Origin of the sequence: Mycobacterium intermedium (genome assembly GCF_002086275.1) — a bacterium.
GTDB classification, from domain to species: domain Bacteria; phylum Actinomycetota; class Actinomycetes; order Mycobacteriales; family Mycobacteriaceae; genus Mycobacterium; species Mycobacterium intermedium.
In genome coordinates this window covers 25438-43554 of record NZ_MVHT01000057.1, presented here as the reverse complement: position 1 = coordinate 43554, position 18117 = coordinate 25438, and the positions used below count along the sequence as shown (strand labels likewise).

The following is an 18117-nucleotide window of genomic DNA, read 5'->3' as shown; positions in this document are numbered from 1 at the left end:
TGCCGTCGCGGTGCGAGTACGACCGCTGCGCTTGCGTGCGCGGAGTTATCCGGAACGGCAGTCCGGGCTGGAATTCCATGCCCACCACGAACTGCCCGTCGATGCTCAGGTCGAAACCGAACTGGCGCCCGTCGCGGATGGTGAAGTCGCCCAGCACCTTCGGGTAACCCCAGATCTTGGTTCCCGCTTCCAACGTGAACTCCTGGTCGACCGGCAGGTGGTGAATGAAGGCACCGGCCTCCCGCAACGCCCGCAAACCGGACGCTTTCGATCCACGAGGAGCCCCGGGCGGGTTGACCATCACGCTGGTCCCGAACTCGTAGTACTGGCCTAGGTCGCCGTCGAGGTAGTGCATCAGCATCAGCACCACAATCGCACGCCCGGGCGTGACCCGGCAGACCCGCAAGCCGCTGTAGTCGATCATGTGCTGGGCGGCGTCGGCGTCCACCGAGAACATCGCCATGTGCTGCTGCGCCTTGCGGATCTGCACGGGCATAGTGAGCACCGTGCCCGCGATGGTGTGTTGCGAGGGCGTCATTCGGCCAATCTAGAACGCGTTCTAGTCCGTGGCAAGGGAGGGCGCGGAACGCGCGCTAGACCAGTTTTGCGAGGTCGCGTACCTGCTCAATGCTCCGAGCCGCCACCACCATCATCGTGACACCGGAGGCTTCCCAGACCTTGATCTGCTTACGCACGTAGTCCAGGTCACCGACGATCATGGCGTCGTCGACGAGTTCGTCCGGGATGACCTCGGCGGCCTTGTCCTTCTGTTGCGACCGGAACAGCCTGGTGACCTCGTCGACCACTTCCGCGTAACCCATCCGGCGGTAGACGTCGGCGTGGAAGTTGGTGTCCTCGGCACCCATGCCGCCCATGTAGAGCGCAAGGAATGGCTTGATCGCGGTGAATGCGGCCGCGCGGTCGTCGGTGACGACGATCTGCGCGGTTGCGCAGATCTCGAAGTCCTCGCGGGTGCGGCGCGCGCCGGGCCGCGCGAACCCCTCATCGAGCCACTCGTTGTACATGTCCGCCATCCGCGGCGAATAGAAGATGGGCAGCCAGCCGTCGCAGATCTCGGCGGCCAGCGCCACGTTCTTGGGGCCCTCGGCGCCGAGCATGATCGGGATGTCGGCGCGCAGCGGGTGGGTGATGGGCTTCAACGGCTTGCCCAAACCCGTTGTGCCCTCGCCCTTCAGCGGCAACGGGTAGTGCGGTCCGTCGCTGGTGACCGGCGCTTCTCGGGCCCACACCTGACGGATGATGTCGATGTACTCGCGGGTGCGGGCCAGCGGCTTGGGGAACTTCTGGCCGTACCAGCCTTCGACCACCTGCGGCCCGGACACGCCCAGCCCAAGAATGTGCCGTCCACCGGACAAGTGGTCCAACGTCAGCGCGGCCATCGCGCAGGCCGTCGGCGTCCGCGCCGACAGCTGCACCACCGAGGTACCCAATCGGACGCGCGAGGTCGACGATCCCCACCAGGCCAGCGGCGTGTAGGCGTCCGAACCCCACGCCTCCGCGGTGAAGACGGCGTCGAAGCCGGCGTCCTCGGCCGCGGCGACGAACTCCGCCGTATTCTCCGGCGGCTGAGCACCCCAGTATCCGAGCTGTAGTCCTAGCTTCATTGCCAGCCTCCTATGCCTGGGAAAAGGACCCACTTCAATTGTGATGACCCGCCGCGCCCGGCTTCGCCGCGCTTGCGATCATCCCTAGTTGAAACGATTCTTAGAACCTGTTCTACTCGAAGGCGTGACAGCCACTGAAAGCGGCCTGAACTTGATCGATCATTCCGAGCCGCCTCTCTCCGCGCCTTTGACGTTGTCCTTCGACTACACCCGTTCGGTGGGTCCCACCCTGGGCAAGTTCTTCACCGCCCTGCGTGAGCGCCGCGTGTTGGGGGTTCGCGGATCGGACGGGCGGGTGCTCGTGCCGCCGGCCGAATACGACCCGGTCACCTACGAACCATTGAGCGAAATGGTACCGGTGGCCAGCGTCGGGACCGTCGTGTCCTGGACGTGGCAACCCGAACCCCTCGAGGGCCAGCCCCTCGACAGGCCGTTCGCCTGGGCGCTGATCAAGCTGGACGGTGCCGACACGCCGCTGATCCACGCCGTGGATGCTGGGGAACCCGACGCCATCAGCACCGGCGCCCGGGTGCACGTGCACTGGGCCGACGAGACCGTCGGCGCCATCACCGACATCGCCTACTTCAAGCTCGGCGAGGAGGAAGAGAAGGTCGAACCGCCGGCCACGGACGGCGAGCCGGTGACGATGATCGTCACGCCGATATCGCTGACCATCCAGCACACCGCCTCGCACGAGGAGAGCGCGTACCTGCGGGCCATTGCTCAGGGCAAGCTGCTGGGCGCCAGGACCAGGAGCGATGGCGGCCAGGAAGCTAAGGTCTACTTCCCGCCGCACGGAGCCGACCCGGCCACCGGCGTGCCGACGACGGAATTCGTCGAGTTGCCGGACAAGGGCACGGTGACGACGTTCGCGATCATCAACATCCCGTTCCAGGGCCAGCGCATCAAACCGCCCTACGTGGCGGCCTACGTGCTGCTCGACGGCGCGGACATCCCGTTCCTGCACCTGGTTGCCGACATCGACGCACACGAGGTCCGGATGGGCATGCGGGTCGAGGCGGTCTGGAAACCACGCGAGGAGTGGGGATACGGCATCGACAACATCGAATACTTCCGGCCTACCGGCGAACCCGACGCTGACTACGACACCTACAAACACCACCTGTAAAGGGCTGACCTACCTATGAGTGATCGCAATGTGGCGGTCGTCGGCTTCGCCCACGCCCCGCACGTTCGCCGTACCGACGGCACCACCAACGGCGTCGAGATGTTGATGCCGTGCTTCGCCCAGCTGTACCAAGACCTGGGCATCACCAAGTCCGACATCGGCTTCTGGTGCTCGGGCTCCTCCGATTACCTTGCCGGACGGGCGTTTTCCTTCATCTCCGCGATCGACTCGATCGGCGCCGTGCCGCCGATCAACGAATCGCACGTCGAAATGGACGCGGCGTGGGCGCTTTTCGAGGCCTACATCAAGATCCTCACCGGCGAGGTCGACACCGCGCTGGTGTACGGCTTCGGCAAATCTTCGGCGGGGAACCTGCGACAGATCCTGTCCCGGCAGACCGACCCGTACACCGTCGCGCCGCTGTGGCCGGATTCGGTGTCGCTGGCGGGCCTGCAGGCCCGGATCGGCCTGGACTCCGGCAAGTGGACGGCCGAGCAGATGGCCCAGGTGGCGCTCGACTCGTTCACCCGGGCGGAGCGCAACGATTCCGTGCAGCCGGCCAAGAACATCGACGAACTGCTCTCCCGACCGTTCTTCAACGATCCGCTGCGACGGCATGACATCGCACCCATCACCGACGGCGCCGCCGCCATCGTGCTGGCTGCCGATGACCGTGCCCGTGAGCTTCGTGAAAACCCTGCGTGGATAACGGGGTTTGACCATCGCATCGAAACTCCGGTGCTGGGCGCGCGCGACCTGACTGTGTCGCCGTCCACGACGGCGTCGGCCGAGGCGGCCACCGGCGGTGACGCCGCCATCGACGTCGCCGAGATCCACGCCCCGTTCACCCACCAGCATCTGATCCTGGCCGAGGCGATCGGGCTGTCCGACTCGACCAAGGTGAACCCCTCCGGCGGCGCACTGGCCGCCAACCCGATGTTCTCCGCCGGGTTGGAACGTATCGGGTTTGCCGCACAACACATCTGGAACGGCTCGGCGGGGCGGGTGCTCGCACACGCCACGAGCGGGCCGGCACTGCAACAGAATCTGGTCGCGGTCCTGGAAGGGAAGAACTGATGGCAGGCGCAGGGGCGAACCTCGCCGCGGTGCTGGGCACCGGACAGACCAAGTACGTCGCCAAGCGCAAGGACGTTTCGATGAACGGCCTGGTGCGCGAGGCGATCGACCGGGCGCTGGCCGATTCCGGGTCGACGTTCGACGACATCGACGCGATTGTCGTGGGCAAGGCTCCCGACTTCTTTGAGGGCGTCATGATGCCCGAACTGTTCATGGCCGACGCCGTGGGCGCGACCGGTAAACCGTTGATCCGGGTACACACCGCGGGTTCGGTCGGCGGGTCCACCGCCGTGGTCGCGGCCAGCCTGGTGCAGTCCGGTAAGTACCGTCGGGTGCTGGCGGTGGCGTGGGAGAAGCAGTCGGAATCAAACGCCATGTGGGCGTTGTCGATTCCGATTCCGTTCATCAAGCCGGTGGGAGCCGGCGCGGGCGGGTATTTCGCCCCCCATGTCCGGTCCTACATCCGTCGCTCCGGCGCCCCTCTCAACATCGGTGCGATAGTCGCGACCAAGGACCGACGCAACGGCGCCCGAAACCCGTTGGCGCACCTGCACCAGCCCGACATCACCGTCGAGAAGGTGATGTCCTCCCCCATGCTGTGGGACCCCATCCGCTTCGACGAGACGTGCCCGTCGTCCGACGGTGCCTGCGCGGTGGTGATCGGGAACGAGCAGATCGCCGATTCCCGTGTGACCGAAGGACATCCGGTGGCCTGGATTCACGCCACCGCGCTGAGAACCGAGCCGCTGCAGTTCGCCGGTCGTGACCAGGTCAACCCGCAGGCCAGCCGCGACGCGGCCGCCGCGCTGTGGAAGGCCGCCGGCATCACCAGCCCGATCGACGAGATCGACGCCGCCGAGATCTACGTGCCGTTCTCCTGGTTCGAGCCGATGTGGTTGGAGAGCCTCGGCTTTGCCGCCGAGGGCGAGGGCTGGAAGCTGACCGAGGCGGGTGAGACCGCGATCGGCGGACGGCTACCGGTCAATCCCTCCGGGGGTGTGTTGTCCTCCAACCCGATCGGCGCCTCGGGTCTGATCCGCTTCGCCGAGGCGGCGATTCAGGTGATGGGCAAGGCCGGCGACCACCAGGTCCCGAATGCGCGAAAGGCTCTGGGGCACGCCTACGGCGGTGGGGCGCAGTACTTCTCCATGTGGGTGGTCGGGTCTGACAAGCCATGACGCGGATGAAGTACACGCTTTCCATCGCGTTCAGCCCGATCGACCAGCTGCTCGAATTAGCGAAGATTGCAGAGGAAGTCGGGTTCGATTCCATCGCGCTGCCTGACTCGATCTTCTATTTCGAAAAGCAGTCCGTCGACTATCCCTACACGGCCGACGGCAAGCGGATGTTTGACGAAAACAGCCCGTGGGTCGATCCGCTGATCCTGGCGGGATCGATGGGCGCCGTCACCTCCAAGCTGCGGTTCTACACCAACGTGCTGAAGCTCGGCTCGCGCAATCCGCTGCTGCTGGCCCGCCAGGTCGGCTCGGTGGCCAACCTGACTAACAACCGTTTCGGCTTCGGTGTCGGAATCGGTTGGGCACCAGAAGAATTCGAGTGGTGCGGGGTGCCTTACGCGCGCCGCGGCAAGCGTGTCGACGAGATGATCGAAGTGATCAAGTTGGTGCTGGCCGGCGGCATGGTCGAATTCCACGGCGAGTTCTACGATTTCGACCGCCTGCAGATGAGCCCTGCCCCCAGCGAACCGGTGCCGTTCTACGTCGGCGGACACACCGACGTGGCCCTCAAGCGCGCCGCCCGCGTCGGCGACGGCTGGACCAGCGCGATGATGACACACGCGCAACTGGACGAGACCATCCGAAAGCTCAAGGCACTCCTTGCCGAGAACGGCCGTGCGGATGACCCGTTCGAGTACCAGGCCGTCTGCTTGGACAAGTTCGGAGTGGACGGTCATCGCGAGCTTGCCGAGATTGGTGTCACCGACTACATCACCATTCCGTGGGTCTTCGACGGCTTGAGCTTCGACGCGCCGCTAGACAAGAAGAAGGACTCGTTGCAGCGCTTCGCCGACACCTACATTCACTCCGGGTGGCAAGACTAAGTCGTCACACCAGCCACAGTGACCTCGCCGGGAAGGCGGGTGTCGTGCTGCCCACCTCTGCGCGACAGCGGCAGCTGCGTACGTCAGCGGCGTTTCCAGGGGCTCGCACGCGGGGATGGTTTCAGCGCATCAGTGCAGGTACCCGAGTTGCCGCTGGAAGGCGGGCACATAGCGGCCCGTCCCGGCCGCCGCGCGGCCCCCGAACCTAGACCAGCTCCACCCCGGTCAGATGCCGTTGAGCCAAGTCACGGTAGGCCTGTGGGTTGACGTTGACCCACATCTCCGCGCCGGTTCCCTCGATCGGACCCTTCACCTTGGCGGGCGCACCGACCACCAGCATGCCGGCAGGTATCTGCGTGCCGGCCACCACCAACGCGCCCGCTGCGACCATGCATCGCGCGCCGATCACCGCGCCGTCCAGAACCGTGGCGTGGTTGGCGATCAACGCCTCAGGGCCCACGTGCGCCCCGTGAATGACGCACAGGTGCGCCACCGTCGCCCCCGGACCGATATCGACCGGGATGCCGGGTGGGGCATGCAACACCGAGCCGTCCTGCACGTTCGCGCCTTCGCGCACCACCACCGGCGCGTAGTCGCCCCGCAGCACGGCGTTGTACCAAACCGACGCACCTGCCTCGACGGTGACATCGCCAATCAGCGTGGCGGTAGGGGCCACGAAAGCGGTGGGATCGACCTTTGGTGAACGACCCTCGAAGGAAAACAGCGGCATCAATTACATATACCGCAATGCGTATACGCTGGTAGTTAACCTGGCCGGACCGCGGTCGTTGCGCTCCCCAGCCGCAAAACTGTAACGTGTTCTAGTTAGTAGCCCCGCGATCTGGAGGAGACAGGGTGAGTACCGACACAAAGGGCGTCGGTGTCCGGGAAATCGATCCCGGCGCCTTACCGACCAGGTATGCCCGAGGCTGGCATTGCCTGGGCGTCGCCAAGGACTTCCGCGACGGCAAGCCACACGCGATAAACGCGTTCGGCACCAAGTTGGTGGTGTTCGCGGACTCGCAGGGCGAGCTCAAGGTCCTCGACGCTTACTGCCGTCACATGGGCGGCGACCTGTCCGAAGGCACCCTCAAGGGCGACGAGGTCGCTTGCCCGTTCCACGACTGGCGCTGGGGCGGCGACGGGCGCTGCAAGCTGGTGCCGTACGCCAAGCGCACACCCAAGACCGCACGCACTCGGTCGTGGACGACCGACGTGCGCGGCGGGCTGTTGTTCGTCTGGCATGACCACGAGGGCAATCCCCCGGACCCCAAAGTGCGGATCCCCGACATTCCCGAGGCCCACTCCGACGAGTGGACCGATTGGCGGTGGAACAGCATCCTCATCGAGGGGTCCAACTGCCGCGACATCATCGACAACGTCACCGACATGGCGCACTTCTTCTACATCCATTTCGGGTTGCCGACGTACTTCAAGAACGTCTTCGAGGGGCACATCGCGTCCCAGTACCTGCACAACGTGGGCCGGCCGGACGTCGACGACTTGGGCACCTCCTACGGTGAGGCGCACCTGGACTCCGAGGCGTCCTACTTCGGCCCGTCGTTCATGATCAACTGGCTGCACAACAAGTACGGCGACTACAAGGCCGAGTCGATCCTGATCAACTGCCACTACCCGGTCACGCAAAACTCCTTCGTGCTGCAGTGGGGCGTCATCGTCGAAAAGCCGAAGGGCATGAGCGAGGAGATGACCGACAAGCTCTCCCGCGTCTTCACCGACGGGGTCAGCAAGGGCTTCCTGCAAGACGTCGAGATCTGGAAGCACAAGACCCGGATCGAGAATCCCCTGTTGGTCGAGGAAGACGGCGCCGTTTATCAGCTGCGTCGCTGGTATCAGCAGTTCTATGTCGACGTAGCCGACATCCAGCCGGAAATGGTAGAGCGCTTCGAGATTGAGGTGGACACCACCCGGGCCAACGAGTTCTGGAACAAAGAGGTCGCCGAGAATCTGAAGGCAAGGGATGCGCAACAGTCGGTCTCGGACGAAGTGCCCGCGCAGTAACGCCGATCAGCATGTCTGACGATCGGCCGACTGTCCCCGACGTCGACCGGCTAGCCCGGTCGATGTTGGCGCTGCACGGGGATCATCACGATCATGATCACGACCGGACCCCGAGCACCGGCGGTTCCAGATCCTGGGCGAAGTCAAGGGATTTCAGCAACGATCCGCAACGCGCCGCGGCTGTCGCCGAGGCCAGCCGTGCCGACCGCGAACGCTACCTGACCTCAGGTCTGAAGCCGGTGGACTGCCGGTTCTGCCACGTGACCGTCAACGTGAGGCGGCTAGGGCCGGGTCACACTGCGGTGCAATGGAATACCGACTCGTCGCAACGCTGCGCCCATTTCGCCGAGATCCGCGCCGCGGGCGGGGATCCGGCGCGCATCAAGGCCTGCCCGCGCCTGTCGGACAGCATCGAACACGCGGTGGCCGAAGGTTACCTCGACTACCCGGGACCCGACTGATCACAGACCGGCGAACCGCTCCTTCACCTCTTCGGCGGTGAGCCCGTAGTCGGCCAGCGAGTACTTGTGCTTGGGTGCGCGCGGACCGGTCTGGCTTTCGGCGTGGCTGTCTTCCATCGCTTTTCGCGCCTCGTCGGTCAGCGTCAGGCCGAAGTACCGATACACCTCGGCCACCGTGCCCAACGGGTCGGCGATCAGGTCCTGATAGTCGACGTCGTAGAACTGCGCCGGGTTGCTCTTGGCCCGCACGGCGTTGAAGCGTTCCAGCCCGCGCGACCAGGTTTCCATTTGGTCAGCCCCGATTTGGGCGCCCTGGAACGTCGTCGACCATTCCAGTGCGGTGTGCTGCGCCAACGAGCACATCGACGCCATGATCGTCTCCACCGGCCGGTGAGTCTGAATCACGAGTGCGTCGGGATAGGTCGCCAGCAATGCGTCCAGCGCAAACAGGTGGCTCGGATTCTTTAGCACCCAACGCTTGTCGGCGTCGTTCAGCCCGATCAGCTGCAGATTGCGGCGGTGCCGCTGATAAGACGGAGTCCAGTCCTGCCGCGACAACCATTGGGCGTAACTGGGTATGTGCGCGAGCGTCTCGTAGGACACCGAATGCAGCGACTGCCGCAGCAGCTGCCAGCACTCCTCCAACTCATAGGCGGCCATGAAGTGCAGCCCGGTGTAGTCCGGGTTCTCTGCGTGGTGGCGGTTGAATTGCTCGTTTAGTTGGCTATACCAGGGATTTGAGTCCCAGGTGTCGCGGGGCGGTCGCGGCTGCGGAAACTCGGCCAGCCACAGGTGCAGGCCCTGGTGCGCGGGGTCGGCGCCCAGCAGCCGGTGTAACGCGGTGGTCCCGGTGCGCGGCAAGCCGGTAACGAAGATCGGCCGCTCGATGGCGATGTCCGCATATTCCGGGTATTGCTTCCACGCCGCTTCGGACAGCAAGCGGGCCACCAGGGCACCCCGCAGGAAGAACCGATTCATCTTGCTGCCCAACACCGTCAGGCCCGCCTCGCGCCGGTAGGAGTCGAGCAGCACCCCCAGCGCTTCGCGGTAGTTGTCGTCGTCGGAGCCGAAGTCGTCCAGCCCGGTCAGTTTGGTGGCCGACGCGTGCAGGTCCTCGACGGTGCCAATGTCGGTCCGGCCGGCTACATCTGCCATCAGTTGTGATACTCCCCACAGTTGACGTCCAGCGTCTGGCCCGTGATGCCGCTGGACAAATCGCTTGCCATGAACAAGATTGCCGACGCCACCTCGTCCTCGGTGGGCAGCCGCTTGAGGTCGGAGTTCGCCGCCGTCGCCTGATAGATCTGCTCAGCGGTGGTGCCGTACTTGCCCGCCTGGTGGTTGAAGTAACTCTGCAGCGTGTCCCCCCAGATATAGCCGGGCGCAACGGAATTGACCCGAATTCCGCGGTCGCCGAGCTCGCTGGCCAGCGACTGGGACATGGACAACAAGGCGGACTTGGCCATCTTGTACGCCCCGTACTTGGGCTGCGAATGGCGGATCACCATCGAGTTGACGTTGACCACCGAGCCCTTCGATTCGGCCAGCGCCGGCGTGAAGCCCTGAATGAGCCGCAGCGCCCCTAGCGCGCTGAGTTCGATCGCGTCCCGGATGTGCTGAAAGCTGGTGCCGGCCAACGGTTTCATCGATGGCACCCGAAACGCATTGTTCACCAGCACATCCACCTTGCCGAAGGCCTCCAGGGTGGCGTCGACGAGGTTGCTGACCTGGTTGTCGTCGGTGATGTCGGTGGGCACCGCAACAGCCTTGCGGCCCAGGTCGATGATCTGCTTGGCAACGTCATCCAGCCGGTCCGCACTTCGGGCGGCGAGCACCAGGTCCGCGCCCTCGTTCGCGCATCGGCGTGCCAGGGTCGTGCCCAGACCGGGACCGACCCCACTGATCACTACTACCTTGCCGTCCAGCAGATTGGTCATCCCAGCATCCTCGCCTGAATTTGTTGCTGCCGCAGAGCGATTCGCGCACGCCAATCGTCCTCGGAAATCTTGTTGTGCTCGAAGAACGGCAGCGCTGCGGGTACGGCGTCGACGTCCACCAGTTCGACGGTAGGTCCGTCTGCGTCAGTGAGTTGCCGGGATACGCGTTGCCAGCGGAACTGCAGGAAGCCGCGCCGATGACCCAGCGTCTCCACCCAGTTTGTGACGCCGGGATTCTGATCACTGACCACAATGCGCACCTTGCCGTCCGGATCTGCCTGCGCCTGAGTGTTGTTCAGCGACGTCTGGTGGTTGATGTAGTCCAGCGAGATGTACCACAGGCTGCCCAGCTGGAAGCCAAGGTACGGCGCGTCACTCACCGGGATGGTAATCACCAGCGCCTGATCCGGCTGCAATTCGAAATGCCCCACCGACGAATACTGGGTGGCCAGGCCGCCCGGAGTCAGCCGCGGCGGGACCATGGTGTTGACCGGCAGGTCGAGGTAGAACCACTGGGGGAACTGCAGCCACGTTTTGACCCGCTGGATCAGCTGCTTTCCCGCTGTGGCGTAACGCTTTTCGATGGTCTGGCGGGTCAACGGCGGCGGCGCGGTGCCCGCGGTGTCCAGCCTGGCGATGGCCAGCGTGCCACGTTGCGCAGACCAGTCGCCATACACCTCGCGAATGACCAATTGCCCGTTGCTGGTCGGCCGGACCCGCCACTCAAAGGTGCCGTCGGGCGCGATCTCGAGTTCCCGGTCGTCGAAGGCGGCTTGGCTGACGGGCACATTGTCGTCGGTGTACTCACCGCCGAGCAGCTGGAAGCTCAGGTCGGTCGTTGTGCCGCGGCGGCCGCTGACGACGTAGTCGTGGTCGGCGTGCACCCGGGTGCCGAAGTAGAGGGTGTCAGGGTTGTCCAAACCCATCTTGGTAAATGGCCCGGTGCCCGACTGCAGGAACGGGTGGTCACGGTCGTAGTCGAAGGCCAGATGGGTACAGGCCGCGATGCAGCCGGCCAGGTATTGCAGACCCTCGAGCAGATCGGCTTCGGTTTCGATGAACGGCGCGGCGGCCACCAATCTCTCTGCTTCGGCGATCGCTGCGGTGAACGGGTCTGAGACAGAACTGGCGGCCACGCACTCGACGCTAGAACGTGTTTCTATTTTGAGTCAACCGCGAACATTCTCGCGTGTCGCCAGCACCGGCTAAGGACGAAGCATCCTCACCAGTCTTACTAGGAGGTGCATTCGTTGGCCAGCGTGATCAGGAGCTGGCGCTGGTGCGGGTGGCGGTTGAGATAGTCGATCAAATCGGTGCCCGACCCAGCCTGGTCCTGAAGCGTGGCCTTCACGTCGGGATGCCGGTCCAAGTAGTTCTGGATCTGTTCGGACGCCGTTTGGCCCACGGTTGTTTCGCACGCGTTGGCGACCGGTACCGCAATCAATGCCGAGGCGACGACGCTCAGCAGCCCACCGGCTAGCACGCCCTTGATGACGGTCATCTGATTGCTCCTTCTCTACGGTTGGCCCACACCAGCCCGCCATATCGAGGCTACGCGGGAGAAAGGCGACGCGGCAGTGGCGCTAATTGGGCGCCATAGGGGCCGATACGCTCGGCCCACTTAGCGACCCCGCCCACCGAATGTGTGGCCTTTCGCCCCGACCCACCGACTTCCCGGGCAATAAGGCACACACTCGGTGCGCCCTCTTAGCGACCCCGCCCACCGAATGTGTGGCCTGTGCACCCGCCGACGCCAATCCAGGGCCATCCGCCCCACACTCGACGTTTGGCGCATTCCGGAGACAGGGCGCATTCCGACGCCATTCCGACGCCTGCGCAAAAAGATGCGGCGGCGGCCCCCCACGCCGCCGCCGCCGCACCTTCCCACGCCTGACCCGCCGACCCCGACGTGCCCCCCACGACTTGCCATGCGGTGCTGACCCCCGCACCGAAACTCTGATGAAGACTCAAACCCCCAACGGCATAACCGAATACGCCATCGGATTGTGTCCCCCTCGGAGCCCGATCCCCACGTGTCACGCTAGAACACCAGCGACGATCTCACTGGCATTTGACAAAATTCGTAGAAATTGTTGCGCCGGACGCAGCGGGCTCCAGGTGTCAGCGGGTAGCCGCGGCTCCGCTCTCCTGCTCGCGTTTGATTTCCAAGGCGATGTCGATCAGCTGGTCTTCCTGCCCGCCGATGAGCTTGCGCTGACCGGCACGGTGCAGCAATTGGTGTGCCGGCACGCCGTACCGCTCGGACTGGCGAACGGCGTGCTTGAGGAAGCTGGAATAGACCCCGGAGTACCCCATGATCAGCGCGTTGCGGTCGAGCAGGCATTCGGCCGGCATCGCTGGACGCACCACGTCCTCGGCGGCGTCGGCAATGTCGAAGAAGTCGATACCGGTCTTCACCCCGATCTTGTCGAACACCCCGATCAGGGCCTCGACCGGTGCGTTACCAGCGCCCGCGCCGAATCGGCGCACACTGCCGTCGATCTGCTTTGCTCCGGCACGCACGGCCTCCACCGAGTTGGCCACGCCCAGGCCCAGGTTTTCGTGCCCGTGGAAACCGACCTGAGCGTCGGACCCCAACTCGGCAACCAGCGCCGACACCCGGTCGGCCACCCCGTCGAGCACCAGCGCGCCGGCGGAGTCGACGACGTAGACACATTGGCATCCGGCGTCGGCCATGATGCGGGCCTGCGCGGCCAGCTTCTCCGGCGGAATCGTGTGGGCCATCATCAAGAACCCGACGGTTTCCAGTCCCAGATCGCGGGCCAGCCCGAAATGCTGAATGGAGACGTCGGCCTCGGTGCAATGGGTGGCGATCCGGCAGATCGAACCACCGTTGTCTTGCGCCTCTTTGATGTCTTCCTTGGTTCCCACACCCGGCAGCATCAAGAACGCGATCTTGGCGTCCTTCGCCGTCTCCGCAGCCAGTTTGATCAGTTCCTGCTCGGGCGTCTTGGAAAAGCCGTAGTTGAACGACGAGCCGCCGAGTCCGTCACCGTGAGTCACCTCGATGACCGGAACGCCGGCGGCGTCCAGGGCGCTCACGATCGCGCGAACTTCGTCCTTGGTGAATTGGTGCCGCTTGTGGTGCGAACCATCGCGCAGCGACGTGTCGGTGATCCGAACGTCCCACGCTCCTTCGAAAATGTGGCCAGTCATCGTGCGCCTCCCGCCACTGACAACGTTTCTTTGGCGATCTCTTCGCCGACCTTCGTCGCCGCGGCCGTCATGATGTCGAGGTTGCCCGCGTACGGCGGCAGGTAATCGCCGGCGCCTTCGACCTCGACGAATGTGGTGACCACGGCCCGTCCCCCGGAGTTCAACGACGGCTCGTCGAACTGGGGCTCGTTGAGCAATCGGTAGCCGGGCACGTAGCTCTGCACCTCGGCCACGACGTCGTGAATGGATTTCGCGATTGCGTCCCGATCCGCGTCCTCCGGAATCGCGCAGAAGATCGTGTCGCGCATGATCATCGGCGGGTCAGCCGGGTTCAGGATGATGATCGCCTTGCCCCGCTCCGCCCCGCCGATGGTCTCGACACCACGCGAGGTGGTCTTGGTGAACTCGTCGATATTGGCCCTGGTTCCCGGCCCCGCCGAGACTGATGCCACCGACGCCACGATCTCCGCGTAGGGAACGCTCACCACCCGCGACACCGCGTAAACGATCGGGATGGTGGCCTGTCCCCCGCAGGTGATCATGTTGACGTTCGGGGCGTCGAGGTGCTCGCGCAAGTTGGCCGGCGGAATCACGGCGGGACCCACCGCGGCCGGCGTCAGGTCGATGGCCCGGATCCCGGCGGCCTCGTACTTCGGCGCCGCTTCCTTGTGGACGTAGGCGCTGGTCGCCTCGAACACCAAGTCGGGTTTCTCCGGCTGCTCGAGCAGCCAGTCGACGCCTTTGTGGCTGGTCTCCAGGCCCAGCTTGCGGGCCCGCGCCAAGCCTTCGCTGTTTGGGTCGATGCCCACCATCCAGCGCGGTTCCAGCCAGTCGGACCGCAACAGCTTGTACAGCAGGTCGGTGCTGATGTTTCCCGACCCGACGATGGCCACACTCGCCTTCGACGGCATTTTCACTACTCCCTTATTTGAAGGCTATTCGAACGTCAGACGGACGGCACCTAGCCCAGTGAAATCGGCGACGAACTCGTCGCCGGGGTTCGCATCCACAGCGAAGGTGCATGACCCCGGCAACACCACGTCGCCGGCCTTGAGCCGGACCCCGAAACTCTCCACCTTGCGCGCCAACCAGGCCACGGCGGTCGCCGGATTACCCAACACCGCGTCACTGCGGCCTCGGGCAATCTCCTCGCCGTTGCGCGTCAGGACCGCGTCGATGCCCTGAATGTCGACGTCACCCGGCTTCACCCGTGCCTGGCCCAGCACGAAACCGCCCGCCGACGCGTTGTCGGCGATGGTGTCGCAAATCTTGATTTGCCAGTCTTTGATCCTGGTGTCGATGAGCTCGATGGAAGGAACCAGGGCCTCGGTAGCGGCCAGTACGTCTTCTTCGGTACATCCGGCGCCCGGCAGGTCGGCGGACAGGATGAAACCCACCTCGACCTCGACGCGGGGGTAAAGGTACTTGCCGGTCTTGACCGGGGCGTCTTCAAAGACCTGCATGTCGTCGAGCAAATGCCCGTAGTCCGGCTCGTTGACGCCCATCATCTGCTGCATGACCGGCGACGAAAGCCCCACCTTGTGCCCCACCACGCGCGCGCCCTCGGCCACCCGCCGCCGGATGTTGATCAGCTGGATTTCGTAGGCGTCGACGACGTCGATGTCCGGGTTCGCGGCCGTCAACTGGCTGATGGGCTCACGGCTCTGCTCGGCTTGCGCCAAGTCGGCTGCCAAGCGTTCACGGGTCTCAGCAGTCAGCATTTACCGAAGTCCCTTCGTCGTTTTGACCGGGTAAGTAGCGCCTGGCCCGGGCAATTCTATAACGTGTTCTACATGACAGCACAGGACTACGACGTCGTCGTGGTCGGAAGCGGCGGCGCCGGCATGGTAGCCGCCCTTACCGCCGCGCACCGAGGTCTTTCGACAGTAGTCGTCGAGAAGGCTCCGCACTACGGCGGTTCCACTGCACGTTCAGGCGGTGGGGTCTGGATTCCCAACAACGAAGTCCTCAAGCGTGCGGGGGTGCGTGACACTCCCGAGGCGGCCCGCACCTATCTGCACGGCATCATCGGCGACATCGTCGAACCGGAACGTATCGACACCTACCTCGAACGTGGCCCCGAGATGCTTTCGTTCGTGCTCAAGCACACGCCGCTGAAAATGTGTTGGGTTCCGCGCTACTCCGACTACTACCCCGAGGCGCCGGGCGGTCGCGCCGAGGGCCGCTCCATCGAGCCCAAGCCGTTCAACGCCCGCAAACTCGGACCCGACGAGGCCGGCCTGGAGCCGCCATACGGCAAGGTGCCGCTCAATGTCGTCGTGATGCAACAGGATTACGTGCGACTGAATCAACTCAAGCGACACCCGCGCGGTGTGCTGCGCAGCCTGAAGGTCGGCGTCCGCACGATGTGGGCGAAATCGACCGGCAAGAATCTCGTCGGCATGGGCCGAGCCCTTATCGGTCCGCTGCGAATCGGGTTGCAAAAGGCCGGTGTTCCGGTCCTGCTCAACACCGCGCTCACCGACCTGTATGTCGAGGACGGTGTGGTGCGCGGGATTTACGTGCGCGATACCCGGGAAGCGGAATCCGCCGAGCCACGGTTGATCCGCGCACGGCGCGGCGTCATCCTCGCCTCCGGGGGCTTCGAGCACAACGAGCAGATGCGAATCAAGTACCAACGCGCACCCATCACCACGGAATGGACGGTCGGCGCCAAGGCCAATACCGGTGACGGCATCATCGCCGGCGAAAAGCTAGGCGCTGCCTTGGATCTGATGGAAGACGCCTGGTGGGGCCCGACGGTGCCGCTGGTGAATGCGCCGTGGTTCGCGCTGTCCGAGCGCAATTCGCCCGGATCGATCATCGTCAACATGTCCGGCAAGCGGTTCATGAACGAATCGATGCCCTACGTCGAAGCGTGTCACCACATGTACGGCGGGCAATACGGCCAAGGACCTGGGCCGGGCGAGAACATTCCGGCCTGGCTGGTTTTCGACCAGCAGTACCGAGACCGCTACATTTTTGCGGGATTGCAGCCCGGACAACGCATTCCGCGCAAGTGGTTGGAATCCGGCGTCATCGTTCAGGCCGACACGCTCGAGGAGTTGGCGGCGAAGGCCGGACTGCCGGCCACCGAATTTGCCGCGACCGTCGAGCGTTTCAACAGCTTCGCAAGGTCGGGTGTGGACGAGGACTACCACCGCGGCGAAAGTGCCTACGACAAGTACTACGGCGACCCCACCAACAAGCCCAACCCCAACCTCGGCGAAATCAAGCACCCCCCTTACTTCGCAGCCAAGTTGGTGCCGGGCGACCTGGGGACCAAGGGCGGCATCCGCACCGATGTGCACGGGCGTGCCCTACGCGACGACGGCAGCATCATCGAAGGCCTTTACGCTGCAGGCAATGTGAGCGCACCGGTGATGGGACACACCTATCCCGGCCCCGGCGGCACCATCGGGCCGGCGATGACATTCGGGTATTTAGCTGCGCTGCATCTAGCTGAACAGGAGGGTGTTGGCTGACATGCCAATCGATGTAGAAGTCGCGCTGGCCGCTGAGCTGGATCCGGTCGAATTCTCTTGGTCCAGCACCGATGTGCAGCTTTATCACCTGGGTCTGGGCGCTGGGGCGGATCCGGTGGATCCCCGCGAACTGCGTTACCTCATCGACGACACGCCACAGGTGCTGCCGACGTTCGGCAACGTCGCAGCCACCTTCCATCTGACCAAGCCGCCAGTCGTCAAGTTTCCCGGCATCGACATCGAGCTGGGCAAGGTGCTGCACGCCAGCGAGCGTGTGGAAGTGCCTGCGCCGCTGCCTCCTTCGGGCTCGGCCAGCTCTGTTACCCGGTTCACTGACATCTGGGACAAGGGCAAGGCCGCGGTGATCTGGAGCGAGACGACGGTCACCGCACCCGACGGCACGCTGCTGTGGAAGCAGAAGCGCTCGATATTCGCGCGCGGCGAGGGCGGATTCGGTGGTGAGCGCGGCCCGTCTGGGTCCGTCGAAGCCCCAGACCGGGCGCCGGATCTTGAGGTGGCGATCCCGATCCTGCCACAACAGGCATTGCTGTACCGGCTCTGCGGTGACCGCAACCCGCTGCACTCGGATCCCGAGTTCGCTGCTGCCGCTGGCTTTCCCAGGCCCATCCTGCATGGTCTGTGCACCTACGGCATGACGTGTAAGGCCATCACGGATACGCTGCTGGACGGCGACGCCGGGGCCGTGGCGGCCTACGGTGCACGGTTTGCCGGTGTGGCCTTCCCCGGCGAGACGCTCACGGTCAACATCTGGAAGGACGACGGCCGGTTTCTGGCCACCGTTATCGCGCCCGCGCGCGATAACGCGACGGTGCTCAGCGGGGTCGAGTTAGTCCCGGTTTCGGCGTAGTCCCTTTTCGCCGAGCCAGCCGACCGCATCACCTCCGCCGAGCGTCACGCCAGCGTGGCCGCCGACGCCCAACGTCAAGCTAGCGCAACGCTCGACGAGCACGGGCAGCCGGCCCGGCCCAGCGACCGCATCACCTCCGCCGAGCGTCACGCCAGCGTGGCCGCCGATGCCCAACGTCAAGCTAGCGCAACGCTCGACGGGCACGGGCAACCGGGCGACCGCATCACCTCCGCCGAACGTCACACCAGCGTGACCGCCGACGCCCAACGTCAAG

The 18117-nt window shown here is 64.7% G+C and carries 19 protein-coding genes; 8 read left to right on the top strand and 11 right to left on the bottom strand.

Annotated features, from left to right (window positions below; all coding sequences use genetic code 11):
* The coding region (locus tag BST27_RS19280; RefSeq protein WP_083148592.1) for an acetoacetate decarboxylase family protein at positions 1–538 on the bottom strand (538 nt) is incomplete at its 3' end.
* A 55-nt stretch (positions 539–593) separates the two neighbouring features.
* Complete coding sequence (locus BST27_RS19275) at positions 594–1625, bottom strand: LLM class F420-dependent oxidoreductase (protein WP_069421596.1); 1032 nt, start codon at positions 1623–1625, stop codon at positions 594–596.
* 124 nt (positions 1626–1749) lie between these two features.
* Between BST27_RS19275 and BST27_RS19270 the strand changes: the two genes are divergently transcribed.
* Genes BST27_RS19270 through BST27_RS19255 form a run of 4 tightly spaced genes read left to right on the top strand, consistent with a single transcriptional unit; the run spans position 1750 to position 5893 of the window.
* Complete coding sequence (locus tag BST27_RS19270) at positions 1750–2754, top strand: Zn-ribbon domain-containing OB-fold protein (RefSeq protein WP_069421597.1); 1005 nt, start codon at positions 1750–1752, stop codon at positions 2752–2754.
* A gap of 15 nt (positions 2755–2769) precedes the next feature.
* Positions 2770–3831: a thiolase domain-containing protein gene (locus BST27_RS19265; protein WP_069421598.1), complete on the top strand. Its 1062-nt coding sequence runs from the start codon at positions 2770–2772 to the stop codon at positions 3829–3831.
* Positions 3831–5009, top strand: a complete 1179-nt coding sequence (locus BST27_RS19260; RefSeq protein WP_069421599.1) for a thiolase domain-containing protein — start codon at positions 3831–3833, stop codon at positions 5007–5009. The genes BST27_RS19265 and BST27_RS19260 overlap by 1 nt, the downstream gene beginning before the upstream one ends.
* A gap of 5 nt (positions 5010–5014) precedes the next feature.
* Positions 5015–5893, top strand: coding sequence for a TIGR03619 family F420-dependent LLM class oxidoreductase (locus BST27_RS19255; protein WP_069421600.1), 879 nt, complete (start codon positions 5015–5017; stop codon positions 5891–5893).
* A 205-nt stretch (positions 5894–6098) separates the two neighbouring features.
* On the opposite strand, the gene BST27_RS19250 is transcribed toward BST27_RS19255, so the two are convergent.
* Positions 6099–6623, bottom strand: a complete 525-nt coding sequence (locus BST27_RS19250) for a gamma carbonic anhydrase family protein (RefSeq protein ID WP_069421601.1) — start codon at positions 6621–6623, stop codon at positions 6099–6101.
* Between the two features lie 125 nt (positions 6624–6748).
* On the opposite strand from BST27_RS19250, the gene BST27_RS19245 reads away from it, so the two are divergent.
* Positions 6749–7915, top strand: coding sequence for a 3-ketosteroid-9-alpha-monooxygenase, oxygenase component (locus BST27_RS19245; RefSeq protein WP_069421602.1), 1167 nt, complete (start codon positions 6749–6751; stop codon positions 7913–7915).
* Positions 7916–7926: 11 nt separating this feature from the next.
* The gene (locus BST27_RS19240) at positions 7927–8376 is read left to right on the top strand and encodes a hypothetical protein (RefSeq protein WP_069421603.1); all 450 of its coding nucleotides are present in this window, start codon (positions 7927–7929) and stop codon (positions 8374–8376) included.
* Here BST27_RS19240 and BST27_RS19235 read toward each other — a convergent pair whose 3' ends face one another.
* From BST27_RS19235 to BST27_RS19205, 7 genes are all read right to left on the bottom strand, one after another.
* On the bottom strand, positions 8377–9531 hold the full coding sequence (locus BST27_RS19235; RefSeq protein WP_069421604.1) for a sulfotransferase family protein: 1155 nt from the start codon (positions 9529–9531) through the stop codon (positions 8377–8379).
* The gene (locus tag BST27_RS19230; RefSeq protein ID WP_069421605.1) at positions 9531–10313 is read right to left on the bottom strand and encodes an SDR family oxidoreductase; all 783 of its coding nucleotides are present in this window, start codon (positions 10311–10313) and stop codon (positions 9531–9533) included. Before BST27_RS19230 ends, BST27_RS19235 begins: the two co-directional genes overlap by 1 nt.
* A complete protein-coding gene (locus tag BST27_RS19225; protein ID WP_069421606.1) occupies positions 10310–11449 on the bottom strand; it encodes a hypothetical protein in 1140 nt (379 codons plus the stop codon). The genes BST27_RS19230 and BST27_RS19225 overlap by 4 nt, the downstream gene beginning before the upstream one ends.
* Positions 11450–11547: 98 nt before the next feature.
* Positions 11548–11814: a hypothetical protein gene (locus tag BST27_RS19220; protein ID WP_069421607.1), complete on the bottom strand. Its 267-nt coding sequence runs from the start codon at positions 11812–11814 to the stop codon at positions 11548–11550.
* Between the two features lie 620 nt (positions 11815–12434).
* Positions 12435–13490, bottom strand: coding sequence for a 4-hydroxy-2-oxovalerate aldolase (dmpG, locus tag BST27_RS19215; protein WP_069421608.1), 1056 nt, complete (start codon positions 13488–13490; stop codon positions 12435–12437).
* Positions 13487–14401 carry an acetaldehyde dehydrogenase (acetylating) gene (locus BST27_RS19210; RefSeq protein ID WP_069421609.1) on the bottom strand — a complete coding sequence of 305 codons (915 nt, stop codon included), beginning with the start codon at positions 14399–14401 and terminating at the stop codon, positions 13487–13489. The genes dmpG and BST27_RS19210 overlap by 4 nt, the downstream gene beginning before the upstream one ends.
* A 24-nt stretch (positions 14402–14425) precedes the next feature.
* Positions 14426–15211 carry a 2-keto-4-pentenoate hydratase gene (locus BST27_RS19205; protein WP_069421610.1) on the bottom strand — a complete coding sequence of 262 codons (786 nt, stop codon included), beginning with the start codon at positions 15209–15211 and terminating at the stop codon, positions 14426–14428.
* A 72-nt stretch (positions 15212–15283) separates the two neighbouring features.
* Between BST27_RS19205 and kstD the strand changes: the two genes are divergently transcribed.
* Together kstD and BST27_RS19195 are read left to right on the top strand one after the other, a co-directional pair.
* The gene (gene kstD / locus BST27_RS19200; RefSeq protein ID WP_069421632.1) at positions 15284–16975 is read left to right on the top strand and encodes a 3-oxosteroid 1-dehydrogenase; all 1692 of its coding nucleotides are present in this window, start codon (positions 15284–15286) and stop codon (positions 16973–16975) included.
* A 1-nt stretch (position 16976) separates the two neighbouring features.
* The gene (locus BST27_RS19195; protein ID WP_069421611.1) at positions 16977–17843 is read left to right on the top strand and encodes a MaoC family dehydratase; all 867 of its coding nucleotides are present in this window, start codon (positions 16977–16979) and stop codon (positions 17841–17843) included.
* Here the strand turns inward: BST27_RS19195 and BST27_RS19190 are convergent.
* Positions 17823–18116: a hypothetical protein gene (locus BST27_RS19190; RefSeq protein WP_069421612.1), complete on the bottom strand. Its 294-nt coding sequence runs from the start codon at positions 18114–18116 to the stop codon at positions 17823–17825. The genes BST27_RS19195 and BST27_RS19190 overlap by 21 nt on opposite strands.
* Position 18117 lies beyond the last annotated feature (1 nt).